This is a genomic window from Mucilaginibacter aureus, from assembly GCF_053514885.1.
This window is the reverse complement of the sequence record NZ_CP170601.1, coordinates 2,209,245-2,222,599: the sequence shown is the minus strand read 5'-3', so window position 1 is coordinate 2,222,599 and position 13,355 is coordinate 2,209,245. Positions and strand designations below refer to the sequence as shown.

The window sequence follows — 13,355 nt, the reverse complement described above, 5'->3', positions numbered from 1 at the left end:
GAAGATGGATCCCATTTTTCTTTCTGTTTGATCTGCAATTCTAACCAATATCAACTCCTAAAATCTTGAACAATTTGATCACTATTCTGGATACCGCTATCCTATCGGATAACTGGTACACGCTAAAAAAAGTTACCTACCAAAGTACCCAGGCTGATGGCACGGTACTGACCCAAAGCCGCGAAGCTTATGATCGTGGTAACGGCGCCGTTATCCTGTTGTATAACAAATCCCGGCAAACGGTAATACTGACCCGGCAGTTCAGAATGCCGACTTATATTAACGGCAATGCCGACGGTTATTTAATTGAGTGCTGCGCCGGTTTGCTGGATAAGGACAATGCCGAAGACTGCATCCGCAAAGAAACTCAGGAAGAGACCGGTTATAAGATCTCCGAAGTAAAAAAGATATTCGAGGCTTACATGTCGCCCGGTTCTGTTACCGAGATACTGCACTTTTTTATTGCCGAATACGACAAGGATATGCAGGTAAGCGAGGGCGGTGGTTTAGCCGAAGAGCAGGAGCATATCGAGGTGTTGGAGCTACCATTTGCACAAGCCTTACAAATGATGAGCACCAACGAGATACGCGATGCCAAAACCATTATGCTTTTACAATACGCGCAGATAAACCAGTTGCTATAATTATCGGTTAGGATAACGGGCGCGTTTGTATTTGATATCTGCAAGGAAATAGACCGGCACTATCACCATTAAAAAAATGAGCGCCTCACCGGCATAATCAACCAGGTGCTTATCCGGAGTAAACGTAACCCACGAAGATCCGACGATATATTTTAGCAATAACGTATTAGCCAGTTTAAATATCCAGTACGTTACCAGCCAAATACAGCCACTCACTATCGAACGCCTGATCGCCTTGTTCCACATCATTTGCGGGATTATCACCTGGGTAAGCAGGCCCAGCCAGGCAAACATACCCATTGGGCCTATATAATGATTGATATACCCGTATTGCTCATACTCAACACCCGAAATATACGCAATGATCAATCCAACAACCGGAATAAGGAAGGTTAATAACCCGGCTATCAAAATGGTGATATTAGTAGCCACAACCAAAGCCTTAAGGTTAAGATAAGGCAGTTCGGCCCTAAGCATGCTCACTACAAACAACAACGGGATAAAAAACTGCAGGCAAAAAAAGATGGCCTGAGGTATCAGTTCAGGCTGCATCATTACCTTCCACCACGCGCCGGTTTTGGATATATCGGTAAACTCTCGTGGCCATCGGCATCAACAGATTGTACCGCGAAAAAGTAATTATCCTTCGAGTAATCGAGCGTAGCTTCGGTTCCTGTCACAAAAAACTTCTTTTCCCAATACGGGCTAATGGTTTCGCGCATCAGGATGTAGTAACCTGCCGGTTTTTTACCCGATGCAGGCGCTGCCCATTTTAGTGTAGTATTGTTAGTCAACTCGGTAGTGGTTACCACCACATTTTGCGGCGACGCCGGTGCGCTGGCCAAATTAGCCAGTACCGAAAGATTCATACGCGCCACTTTCTGGATGTAGTTATAGTCGGCAAACTCGGGCAAGTCGCCATATACTATACCGTTTTCGGTGCGCAGATCCTGATGCTGGTGGGTAAAATCTTCATTCATTTCGGTAAAGCGTACTGCGGTAAAGCCATTCAGTTGGAACGAGGTTTGATCGCCGCCACGTAAAAAACGATCGCGGCGATAAACCAGCTTTACGTCGAGCTGGTCAACATAGCGCTCGGCGGTTTCCTTAATATAACGGGCCAACTCGCGCGACGGGCTGTCGTTTTCGCCGCCATTACTAACCAAGCCATTAATGGCCAATGCGGCACGCCTGGCAGCTATGGTATCGCCACGGGGTGCTACATCTATCGATGGTATGCCTTCGCTAAATACACGTACGTGTATATTATCTTTCAGGTCATTATCCTGTCCGTGCGTATTGCCTACAATATCATTATTCAGCATGGCATCAACATTCCACTTTTCGTCTTTGGCGCGTTTGGCTATATGTGCCGATCCGTTTAGGCCTTGTTCTTCGCCGGGAACGGCCATAAAAATAATCGTAGCAGGGAAAGACCGTTTAGCCATTACACGGCATATTTCCATCGATACCGCCGTGCCCGAGGCATCATCAACAGCGCCAGGTTCAACAGCGTTGGCATTCATTACATCGGTTACCCGCGAATCGTAATGACCGGATACTACATAAATGCGGGTATCGCTGGGGTCGGTGCCTTTCAATATCGCCAACACATTTTTAAGTACGGTTGGTTTATCAATTCGTCCGCCGGCAGGTTGGGTAAAGGCATCAAATTCAACCTTCATACGGCCGCCGCTTGCTGCGGCATATTTTTCCATCTCGCTTTTTATCCAATTACGGGCAGCGCCTATACCTTCGGTTTTGCTGGTGGTGTCGCTTAGTGTATTGCGGGTTTTAAAACTCACCAGTTTGCGCACAATGGCTTCAACATTTTGCGATGATACTTCATCAACCATTTGTTTAATAGCCACATCCTGTTTAATGGTAGTTTGTGCGTGGGCATAAAAACAGGGTAAACAAAACAGTAAGGCAATGGGTAAATATCTTTTCATTTTGGTGAGTATTGCTATGGTTCAGTTAACGTATTTAATTTTCCTAATTTCAAGTTTACCAATATATTAATTTGTAACAAATTTGTTAGTTATGGTTTTATTTTTTTAGTGAGCAATTGGATAGCTTTGCTATAACTGACTTTATCAATTCATCATGAAGAAAAAACTACTTTTTAGCTTTTTGTTAAGTGCCGGCATTGCCGGTTCGTTATTTGCCCAGGATACGCCCGACCCGGCAATGGTTAAAAAAATACGCGAAGAAGGTTTAAACCATTCGCAGGTAATGGATATCGCTTTCCATATTACCGATGTAACGGGCCCAAGGTTATCCGGTTCGCCGGGATTAAAACGCGCCCAGGACTGGGTGGTTGAAAAACTGAAAAGCTGGGGCATGGTTAATGCCAAACGTGAGGACTGGGGTAAGTTTGGCAAAGGCTGGGAAGTTCAAAAAAACTACGCGGCTATAACAGTTCCTTACTATCATGCCATAATCGCTATCCCCAAAGCATGGACGCCCGGTACCAACGGCTTACTAAAAGGCGATGTAATGCTGGTTAAAATTGATACCACCGCCGATTTTGAAAAGTATAAAGGCAAGCTAAAAGGTAAGATCATTATTGTTGATGCACGTCCGCCTGCCGAAATTAACTTCACCCGTCCTGATGCATCGCGCTATGCCGATAGTACTTTAACCGAAATGGCCAATGCCAAACCGGGCGAAACACGGCCTCGCCGTGGTGGTGGGCCGGGTGGTTTTCCGCGCCGAAATATTGCAAGTTTGCTTGCGCTGCGCACGGCCATGGCAAAATTTGAGGTTGATGAAGGCGTTGCCCTGGTGTTGAGCCAGGCCCGCGGCACCGATGGGACCGTGTTTACTACCAACGGCGCATCATATCGCGATACCGCTAAAGCTGTTTGCCCAGAACTGGAAACCAGCAGCGAAGATTATCAGCGTATTTTACGGCTGGTTAAAGCCGATATTAAAGTAAGTATGGAAGCCGACATTCAAACCGAATTTTTTACCAAAGATTTAGACGGTTACGATGTTGTTGGCGAAATACCGGGTACCGATCCTAAACTGAAAGCGCAACTGGTGATGCTGGGCGGTCATCTCGACTCGTGGCACGGTGCTACCGGCGGTACCGATAACGCAGCCGGAGCGGCGGTAATGATAGAAGCCATGCGCATATTGAAAACCATTGGCGTTAAACCAAAACGCACCATCAGGATAGCCTTATGGAGCGGCGAAGAACAGGGTGAATACGGCTCGCGCAATTACGTGATCAATCACTTTGCCGACCCTAAAGATATGCTGCTTAAACCTGAGCATGCCCTGGTTTCGGCCTATTATAATTTAGATAACGGTACGGGTAAAATACGTGGTGTGTACTTACAGGGCAATGCAGCAGCCGGGCCGATATTCCAATCGTGGCTGGAACCGTTTAAGGATCTGGGCGCAAGCACGGTAACCATTCGCAACACTGGTAGTACAGACCATGTTCCGTTCGATGCCGTGGGCATTCCGGGTTTCCAGTTTATACAGGATGGTATGGATTACAACTCGCGCACGCACCACAGCAACCAGGATACTTACGATAAGATAAGCGAAGAGGACCTGAAACAAGCCGCAACCATTGTTGCATCATTTGTTTACAACACATCCGAGCGTACTGACCTGATACCACGCAAGGAATTGCCTAAGGCGGGTGCACCACAAGGTTTTTAAAATAGAATTCTATAAAACGTTAAAGGCACTAAGTAAAACTTAGTGCCTTTTTTATGCCTGAAAAACCATCTCTTATCGCTTTATTTCTGCTTTATCAAGAAAGCCTTCAATCATCGGGATAACAAAATCTGCCTGTTTAGATCCGGATTTCAATGTTGTTATTTCTCCGATATACTCGCCATGTACACCTGGAATTATAGCCAGTTCTGAGCCGGCGATCTGTTGATGCATTTCAATCGCATGCTCTGGTGTGATGACGTCTTTATCGCCAATGATAATTAAAGTTGATGCTTTGATGGATCTGATCTGTTCATCAGGAATATCTTTAAAATTCACCATTCGTGCTGCATCCTTATCATGCATTATCTGTAATCCTTTTGGATTGCCTGAAACTTTTAAATATTCGTCTTTTAACTCTTTAGGCATATTGGCTAACTGTGCCTGTTTCATAAAATCCCAAAACTGTGCAGGCACGCCATTACGCTTGCAAAGCGCCGAACCTAAAATAATTTTATCAATCATTTCGGGATGGTGAACAGCGATCTGGATCGTGGTTGTTCCACCGTTACTAAAACCAAAAAAGTTTGCTTTAGGGATATGGAGATTTTTCAGAAGCGCAACAACGTCATCCGCATCCTGCGCAAACGATTCCGGGGCGTCCCTGTCACCGGTACGCCCATGCGCCTGCAGATCCATAGCGATAACCTTATATTTTTTGGCAAGCATCGGGATAACCCTTCCAAATGTTGTTTGAATAGTAGAGCCGCCACCGTGAATCAAAACAAGCGGTTTACCCTGTCCATAAATTTCATAATACATTTTAATCCCGTTGACTTCTGAATAGCCTTTCTGACGAATCAAGGCATCATTTACGGCTGCTTTAATTTGCTGCTCATCACTTTTAAATGATGACAATGCCAGAAACATTAAAACAGTATATACTGCTATCTTTTTCATTTGATCTTAATTAAGTAACGCTTGCATTTTGTTTAACATTTGCAACCAGCTTGGGTACGCACCTGTTTTTTGAGCCAGTTCCTGCGAAACTGTTTGCCGTAGCTGCAATTTGGTTTTCCCGTTATCTTCTGCAAAAGTAACGGTAACAAGGGTGCTGCCCGGCCAGTCAGGGTCCATTCCAATATCTGCGGGGTTTATCGGGTTACCATCCTCATCTGCGTTGATCATGGTAAACACAATCTTTTTGTTAGGAATAATTTCCTTGTATTCGCCAATACACCAGCAATCTCCAAATTGAGGATTAGAAATACACGAGTGGAATTGCCCGCCTGTTTCAATTTCAATTTTTTTGAAAACGATGGTACAGCCATCAGGTGCAAACCATTTCATTAATTTTTCAGGGTCTGCCCAGGCGTTAAAAACTCTTTCAACACTTGCATTAAAGGTTTGTTCGATGAAAACTTCCTGGTTATTGATACGTCTTTCCATTTTGTTATTCTTTTATATTGATTTGTTTGTTTTTAAAGGGGTTGAATGTTAATCCGACGAAGTATCCTCAAGAAACTTATCCAATTTTTCAAAACGCTGGTTCCACAGCTTATATGACTCGGTCACCCATTTACTAACCTCATCCAACTGAGCTGGCCGGGCTTCGCAAATTTGTTCGCGCCCTTTTTGCGTTACAGAAATGACACCACATTCATTAAGTACTTTAATATGCTTGGCTATTGCCTGCCTGCTTACACCAAAATCCTCTATAATTCCGGCAAGGTTTAGCGGCCCACGCAACAGCTTCTGTATAATCATTCTTCTTGTTGGGTCGGCTATAGCCTGAAAAACATCCCTTCTTTCTATCATAATACAACCAAATGGTTGCCAATATAAATACAACCATTTGGTTGTGCAAGTCTTTTTTTTAAAAAAGAGAGCTATTAGTTAAAAAGTGTTAAAATCAGTCACTTTCAATAAAAAATTTCGCAAACTAATTAATTAGTTCGTAGCTTTATATTTATGATGCAGATAAAAGAATTAACCCGCGCCGAAGAGCAACTGATGCAAGTACTTTGGCAATTAAAAAAAGGGTTTGTGAAGGATGTGATTGATGAATTGCCCGAGCCCAAACCAGCCTACAATACCGTATCCACTATCATCAGGATATTGGAGACTAAAGGTTTTATTGACCATAAAGCTTATGGCAAAAGCCATGAGTACTACCCTATCATCAGCAAAGAACAATACCAAAACTTTGCTACCGAAAAATTGCTGAATGGCTATTTTGACAATTCGGTACAACACATGTTTTCGTACTTTGTGAAAAAGGAAAAAATTGATTTGAAAGAGGCCGATGAGATCATGAAATTAATTGAAAAATTGAAAACAAGTAAGTAATTACTATGACGTGGTGGCATTATTTATTACTGGTAAATTTGTACCTGCTGTTATTTTACGGGTTTTATATCGTATTGCTGCGTAACGAAACATTTTTCCAGCTAAACCGGGCGTACCTGGTTGCCGGGGCATTGTTATCGTTTGTTATCCCGGTAGTACAATCCGAATGGATAAAACAACTGTTTATAACACAGCGCGTACAACAAACCATATACTCCACCATTTATCACCCCGAATTTGTTTACCAGCCCAAGCCTGCCGAAGGCCTTACTTTTACCATAGGGCAGATATTGGCAGTAATTTATATAGGCGGCGCCATTTTTTTGCTGGGACGATTTTTCATGCAATTATTATCGGTTAAAAAACTGATCATTAATTTGGAAGCATCGGCAGCTTTTTCGTTTTTCAATAAGGTTAAGATTGACGCTACCCTGCCCGGCCAGCAAACTATTATTGAGCACGAGCAGGTACACGTTAGCCAGTGGCACTCGGCCGATGTATTGTTTATTGAGGCGGTAATGATCATCAACTGGTTTAACCCTATTGTTTATTTTTACCGCAAAACCATTAAACATGTACACGAGTTTATTGCCGATAAAAAGGCCATTGAGCGTGGCACCTCGAAAACCGAATATGCATACCTGTTGCTAAGCCAAACCTTCGGGGCAAACCCGCACCAGCTAACTAATAATTTCTTTAATAAAAGCCTGCTTAAGCGCCGCATTATTATGCTGAATAAGGATAAGTCGAAACGCAGAAAATTATTAAAATACGGTTTATCGGCACCGCTTTTTGCGGCTATGCTCATCCTGTCATCGGCAACGGTAAAAAACAGCCGCATGGTACGCCTGATCAATAAAAAAACGGAGCAGCTGTTTTTAATGAACACCATGCCCGATAAGCAAACCATTAAACAAGTATTGATCACTGATCAAGATACCCAGCCGGCACCGAAAATAGTACAACAGGAAGATAACCCGGTTATAGATATTAATGAAGCACCGGCACCACAAGAGCAAACAGTTGCGGATAAAACGGATAAGCAGGACAACGAGAATATCGTTTTTTCGGCAGTTGAAGTACAACCCGAGTTTCCGGGTGGCGAAACTGCTTTCGGTAAATTTTTGCAGGCAAACCTAAGGTACCCAAAATTGGCCAGAGAGAGTAATGTACAAGGCAAGGTATACGTTCAGTTTGTGGTACAAAAAGATGGCAGCCTGGATGACATGAAGGTGCTGCGTGACCCGGGAGCAGGCCTGGGTGAAGAAGCCTTACGTGTTTTAGCCATGTCGCCGCGATGGATACCCGGCATTCAGAACGGTAACCTGGCAAAGGTACAATATACCATACCTGTTAACTTTACGCTGGGTAACGATAATAACATGACCTTTAAAACCGATACCTTACGCCGCGTGGTAACCATGCTGACCAGGGTTAATATGGGACATGCCATGGGTGGTGGCGGCCGAATTAGCAGTAGTACTATTACGATGGATACTGATGGTATAGGCCAACCTAAACCAACTGCAGCAAAGATTCTTTTATATAAGCGTACCAGTGATGCTAACGATGCTACCTTTTATGTAAATGGTAAAGAGCTAACGCCCGAACAAGCCATGACAATTAAACCCGATAAGATAGAAAACATACGGATAACAGGCAACTCCAAAGACCAGGCCAATAACGATAAGTTAAAAAAGGCAGTCATCTTTATAACATTGAAAGGCGAAAAGGCTGAGCGTCAGTAAAATTTATTGCTTAATACTATCAAAAGGCGACTTTTAAGCAATAAATATTTTCAAAATTAAATTTTGAATTTTAAAGCAATAAACGCTAATTTTATAGAATAAGATTAAACTCTTAAAACACAGAAAAATAGTTTTCGACAAAAGTCAAAAACGACTCGGTGTGGCGAGATTTAATAGGATTTTAATTGTTAATTTTTTTGGGGAAAGCCGCTCACGTAACCAATGAGCGGCTTTTATTTTTAGTGAGCGTCTGCCGGTAAGGCTACGGACTTTTTAAACGGCTGTAAATAGATAAGTGGTATGCTAAACAGCATGATCAAACCCGCTATCCAATACGCATCATTATAGGTCAATAACAGCGTTTGGCGGATCACTTTACCTTCCATAGCTTTCATGGCCATTGTGGTGGCGTCTATCAAACTGCTGCCTTTAGCCATAAAGTTGGCTATAAGCCCATTTTTTTGCTGAATGAAGGCATTGTTATAAGGATTGATATTTTCTATCAATATACTACGGTGGTAACCCTGGCGGATATGGATCAGCGTGGTTAAAGCCGCGATACCGAACGACCCGCCTAACTGGCGCATCATATTATTCAAACCAGTACCCTGCCCTAATTCCGGGCCCTTCAAATCCTGGATGGCCAGCGTGGTTAACGGCACAAATAACAAAGCCATACCCACACCGCGTATTACCAGCGGCCAGAAAAAGTCGCCTGTGCCCGAGGCCAGTGTTGAGTTACTCAGCATCGTGGTAAACACAAAGAACAATATCATACCGCCGGTGGCCATAAACTGTGCCGGTACGCCCCCCTTTAACATCTTACCGATGAACGGCATCATGATAATGGTACATAAACCACCGGGGAAGAGGATAACGCCTGTTTGCTGTGCCGAAAACCCAAGCAGGTTTTGACAAAATATAGGAAACACGAATACCGAACCATACAAACCGAAGCCCAATACGAATGAGGTGAACATGCCCACGGCAAAACTTCGGTGCCGCATGATCTTGAAGTTCACCACCGGGAATTCGAAAGTCGATTCGCGCCATAAAAAGAGCACAAAGCCCAATATAGCCGTTATAGTGAGCACCAGTATATAGGTTTTTGCAAACCAGTCTTCGCTCGTTCCTTTTTCCAATATCGTTTGCAAGCTGCCCACTGTAATGGCCAGCAGTAAAATACCCCACCAGTCCACGGGTTTACCTTTCGCGTCCTTGGGCGTCTCTTTTACAAAAGTTACGGTTAAAAAAGCCGCTATCGCCCCTACCGGGATGTTTACATAAAATATCCATGGCCATGCAAAATGATCGGTTATAAAACCGCCTATAGTTGGCCCAACTGTAGGGCCAAATACGGCACCTAAACCAAATAACGCGGTAGCCGTACCCACTTCTTCGCGCGGCCAGGTCTCGATCAAAATGGCCTGCCCGGTTGATATTAAGCCACCGCCGGCAAAACCCTGGATGATGCGAAATATAACCAGTTCATTTAAACTGCTTGCATTACCGCATAAAAAGGAGACTATAGTGAAAATGATTATGGATGTTAAAAAGTAATTTTTACGCCCAAACACACTACCAAGCCAGCCCGACATTGGCAATACAATTACGTTGGCCACAGCATACCCGGTAACAACCCAGGCAACATCCTCCAGCGTGGCCCCCAGGTTCCCTTGAATCTGAGGGAGGGATACGTTCACTATCGTAGTATCAATAAGCTCCAGTAAGGCAGCTATGATAACTGTAATGGTGATGATCCATTTCTTAAAACCTGTTTCAGCCATTATTAATTAGTCTTTATAAATTACAGATACTTTTACGCTCATTCCGGGACGTAATTTGCTCATTACTTCCGGCGATGCTTTGATCTTGATCTTTACAGGGATACGCTGTACTACTTTTACGTAGTTACCGGTAGCGTTATCCGGAGGTAACAGCGAGAATTTTGCACCTGTAGCGGGCGAAAAATTATAAACTTCACCTTCTATCTTCTGATCAGGCAGAGCGTCAATTTCAACGTCTACTTTTTCGCCCGGACGTAAGTTACCCATCTGGGTTTCTTTAAAGTTAGCTGTGATAAACAAGCTGCCATCTTCAACTACCGAGAACAGGGTTTGACCGGCTTGCACCAGCTGACCTTTTTGTATGTTCTTTTTCGAAACCGTACCGGTAGCAGGGGCAGTAATGTTGGTATAACCTAATTGCAGTTTCGCGAAATCGATATCGGCTTGCTTTTGGCTAACGCCGGTATTGGCTACGTTTAACTGGCTGCGGGTACCGTTAACCTGGTCTTGCGCCGCTTTTAACTGAAATTGTGCTCCTTTGTATTGCTCTTGTGTAGCTTGTAAACTTGCTTTGGCAGCATCGCGGGTAACTTGCGCCTGTTCAAATTGTTGTTGTGTTACGCTTCCGTCTTTCACCAGGTTGGCATAACGTTCGTAATCGCGTTGGGCCTGTAATAATTTAACCCTGGCGGTCTCAACGTTTGCGCCTACTGTAGCCACGTTTGCCGAAGCTGTAGCCACATTAGCTGTTGTTGATGATATTTGCGATTCGGATACGCCCACATTAGCACTGGCGCCTTTTTGCGAAGCATAAGCCTGCTCCAGTTTAACTTTGTAATCGCGGTCGTCAAGCTTAACCAATAACTGGCCTGCTGTTACATGTTGATTATCTTCAAATAAAAGGCTGTCAACGTATCCGCCAACGCGGGCAACAACCGGGCTGATGTTGCCATCTATCTGGGCATCATCGGTATCCTCGTGCTTGCTGTAGTATATGTATTCCTTTACGCCAAAAACTATGCCCGCTACAAGTAATAAACCTAAAATAATAGGCATTACCTTGCTTGGTTTTTTGGTTGCTGTTTCGTGTTCTGATGTCTTTGCCATTGTATTATTGTTTGATTTTATTTGTTCAGTTTTCCGGTTGATTTTAATAAAGTATAATAAGCCAGGCCTGCTTCGGCTTTAGCCAGCTCGAGCCTGATCTGCGATTGGTACAATAAGGTTTGCGCGTCAACCCTATCAATAGCCGATGCAATGTTGCTTTGATATTTAGATTCCAGGATCTTGTTGTTCTCGCCTGCCTGTTGTATCGCAGTTTGCAAGAGGGTGATCCTATCCTGCGCAGTTAAATAAGCCTGGTAATTACGGTTTACTTCGTTTTTCAGGTTATCAACAGTGATACTCTTATTGATCACTGTTTCCTGCTGTTGTATTTTAGCTTCGGCAACCTTGTTTTTATTGGTCCACAGATTTCCAAAGTTCCATGATACGGTTGCACCAAGTGTTAGTGGTGTGATGTAGCTTCCGCTTTGCGGAACCGGGTTTGCCGACACACCTATATAATACGCATTTGCACCCACAGCCAAATTTGGCAATACCAGCGATGATACCGACTTGATGTTGGTTTCGGCAACCTTGTTTTGCAGGTCAAGCTGCTTTATTTCCTGGCGGCTGGCCAACGCAGTATCAATATAACTTGATAGCGGACCAAGGTTATACTTAACATCGGCGATCTCTGCAATTTTCAGTTCGGTAGTTTCGGGTAAACCCAATAAAATATCCAGATTATAATTGATGATCTTACGGTTGCTTTCCAGATCGATACCGTTCAATTCGATATTTGATTTTTGTAATTGAAAACGCAGTACATCATTTTTAGTAACCAGCCCTTGCTCAAAAAAGCGTTGCGACTGTTTTAATTGCTGATCGATAGACGTGATATTTTGCACCACAACTTTTTGGCTTTGCAGCACTTTATATAAGTTATAATAGGCGTTTATCACATCAAAGGCAATCTGGTCCTTATCTTTTTCGGCATCTAACCGGGCAACCTGGGTAAGCAGGTCGGTTGATAGTTGCGCATATTTAAGACGGTAACCAGCAAATACGGTTTCCTGTATACCAGCCAGGCCTATGTAGGCATCGGCCCTGCTTGGCAGGTGTAGTGCTGTGCCACCCAGATCGAGCGTATTGGCAGGTATTTCGGCATGGTTATAAGCTAAGCTTGCCGAAGCTGTTGGCAGCGCATTATCTTTAGCCTGGTTGTATTTTGATACAGCCTGATCTATTTTAGCCTGCGACATTTTAAGTGTTTTGCTGTTATCAAGGCCTAACTTTATCGCTTCGTTAATGGTAATGGTGCGCTCCTGAGCTTGTGCCTGTATGCCGAACAAACACAAAAGCAACAAGGCAATGCTGTACCTTTGTGCAGCTTGCGTCACTGTTTTTAAAAATGTAATAGTTTGATTGTTTGGTGTCATTGTTGTTTTACTAAGTAAGATTTTAAAAGCTTTTTCATGTATACCTTCATCCTGGGTTTTAAATTAGTATCCAGATAGGTATCATCTATCACGTCGATATCCAATACGCGCGATGCGATGTGCGGCGAATTAACCACATAGTTTTTGGTGCCGAAGATGGTGAGCACAACAAGGTCCTGATCCATATCGCCATCAAACTGCCCGCTGTTTATGCCGTCCTGGAGTATCTTTTTGATCTCGTAAACATTGGTCATTAGTATGCTGGTCATTTTATCGGTTATTTCCGATCGCTTGTTAAACAACTCTCTGTTGATCAGTTTTTGAAAGCAACTGTTGTTAACAATACGGTCGACATAATTATCGATACAGCGCTCCATTTTATTCCAGGCCGAGATGCTGTCGTCGTTACCGATGTTTTGCAGCAAGGTTCTGAATGCCGATATTTTACGCTCAAAAACTGCCAGGTATAAACCTTCTTTCGAACCGAAGTAGTAGTTAAGCATAGCCATGTTTACGCCTGCTTCGCCAGAAATCGTCCGGGTAGAGGCGCCATCATATCCTAATTCAGAAAAAATTCTTTCTGCCACATCAAGGATATGATCCTTTTTATCTGTCTTCTCTTTTTCCATTTTTCTAATTCGGGTACAAAATTAATCAAACGATTGATTA

The 13,355-nt window shown here is 43.5% G+C and carries 13 protein-coding genes; 4 read left to right on the top strand and 9 right to left on the bottom strand.

What is annotated here, in order from left to right; translation table 11 throughout:
- Window positions 1-65: 65 nt before the first annotated feature.
- On the top strand, window positions 66-644 hold the full coding sequence (nudK, locus tag ACFGVR_RS09380) for a GDP-mannose pyrophosphatase NudK (RefSeq protein ID WP_448702551.1): 579 nt from the start codon (window positions 66-68) through the stop codon (window positions 642-644).
- Here nudK and ACFGVR_RS09375 read toward each other — a convergent pair whose 3' ends face one another.
- On the bottom strand, window positions 645-1,199 hold the full coding sequence (locus ACFGVR_RS09375; RefSeq protein WP_448702550.1) for a hypothetical protein: 555 nt from the start codon (window positions 1,197-1,199) through the stop codon (window positions 645-647).
- Complete coding sequence (locus ACFGVR_RS09370) at window positions 1,199-2,596, bottom strand: M20/M25/M40 family metallo-hydrolase (protein ID WP_448702549.1); 1,398 nt, start codon at window positions 2,594-2,596, stop codon at window positions 1,199-1,201. The genes ACFGVR_RS09375 and ACFGVR_RS09370 overlap by 1 nt, the downstream gene beginning before the upstream one ends.
- Window positions 2,597-2,750: 154 nt before the next feature.
- Here ACFGVR_RS09370 and ACFGVR_RS09365 point away from each other — a divergent pair, with 154 nt between their 5' ends.
- On the top strand, window positions 2,751-4,322 hold the full coding sequence (locus ACFGVR_RS09365) for a M28 family metallopeptidase (RefSeq protein WP_448702548.1): 1,572 nt from the start codon (window positions 2,751-2,753) through the stop codon (window positions 4,320-4,322).
- Window positions 4,323-4,394: 72 nt separating this feature from the next.
- Here ACFGVR_RS09365 and ACFGVR_RS09360 read toward each other — a convergent pair whose 3' ends face one another.
- Genes ACFGVR_RS09360 through ACFGVR_RS09350 form a run of 3 tightly spaced genes read right to left on the bottom strand, consistent with a single transcriptional unit; the run spans window position 4,395 to window position 6,137 of the window.
- On the bottom strand, window positions 4,395-5,279 hold the full coding sequence (locus tag ACFGVR_RS09360) for an alpha/beta fold hydrolase (protein ID WP_448702547.1): 885 nt from the start codon (window positions 5,277-5,279) through the stop codon (window positions 4,395-4,397).
- A gap of 6 nt (window positions 5,280-5,285) precedes the next feature.
- Window positions 5,286-5,768, bottom strand: a complete 483-nt coding sequence (locus ACFGVR_RS09355; protein ID WP_448702546.1) for an SRPBCC family protein — start codon at window positions 5,766-5,768, stop codon at window positions 5,286-5,288.
- A 48-nt stretch (window positions 5,769-5,816) separates the two neighbouring features.
- Window positions 5,817-6,137 (bottom strand): ArsR/SmtB family transcription factor, encoded by a 321-nt coding sequence (locus ACFGVR_RS09350; RefSeq protein ID WP_448702545.1) that lies wholly within the window; start codon window positions 6,135-6,137, stop codon window positions 5,817-5,819.
- 156 nt (window positions 6,138-6,293) lie between these two features.
- On the opposite strand from ACFGVR_RS09350, the gene ACFGVR_RS09345 reads away from it, so the two are divergent.
- Together ACFGVR_RS09345 and ACFGVR_RS09340 are read left to right on the top strand one after the other, a co-directional pair.
- The gene (locus ACFGVR_RS09345) at window positions 6,294-6,668 is read left to right on the top strand and encodes a BlaI/MecI/CopY family transcriptional regulator (protein WP_448703036.1); all 375 of its coding nucleotides are present in this window, start codon (window positions 6,294-6,296) and stop codon (window positions 6,666-6,668) included.
- 5 nt (window positions 6,669-6,673) lie between these two features.
- Entirely contained in the window at window positions 6,674-8,416 is a 1,743-nt protein-coding gene (locus ACFGVR_RS09340; protein WP_448702544.1) for a TonB family protein, read from the top strand.
- Window positions 8,417-8,655: 239 nt separating this feature from the next.
- On the opposite strand, the gene ACFGVR_RS09335 is transcribed toward ACFGVR_RS09340, so the two are convergent.
- Genes ACFGVR_RS09335 through ACFGVR_RS09320 form a run of 4 tightly spaced genes read right to left on the bottom strand, consistent with a single transcriptional unit; the run spans window position 8,656 to window position 13,315 of the window.
- Window positions 8,656-10,203, bottom strand: a complete 1,548-nt coding sequence (locus ACFGVR_RS09335; RefSeq protein ID WP_448702543.1) for a DHA2 family efflux MFS transporter permease subunit — start codon at window positions 10,201-10,203, stop codon at window positions 8,656-8,658.
- Window positions 10,204-10,209: 6 nt separating this feature from the next.
- The gene (locus tag ACFGVR_RS09330) at window positions 10,210-11,310 is read right to left on the bottom strand and encodes an HlyD family secretion protein (RefSeq protein ID WP_448702542.1); all 1,101 of its coding nucleotides are present in this window, start codon (window positions 11,308-11,310) and stop codon (window positions 10,210-10,212) included.
- Between the two features lie 17 nt (window positions 11,311-11,327).
- Complete coding sequence (locus ACFGVR_RS09325) at window positions 11,328-12,686, bottom strand: TolC family protein (protein WP_448702541.1); 1,359 nt, start codon at window positions 12,684-12,686, stop codon at window positions 11,328-11,330.
- Window positions 12,683-13,315 carry a TetR/AcrR family transcriptional regulator gene (locus ACFGVR_RS09320; protein WP_448702540.1) on the bottom strand — a complete coding sequence of 211 codons (633 nt, stop codon included), beginning with the start codon at window positions 13,313-13,315 and terminating at the stop codon, window positions 12,683-12,685. Before ACFGVR_RS09320 ends, ACFGVR_RS09325 begins: the two co-directional genes overlap by 4 nt.
- Window positions 13,316-13,355 lie beyond the last annotated feature (40 nt).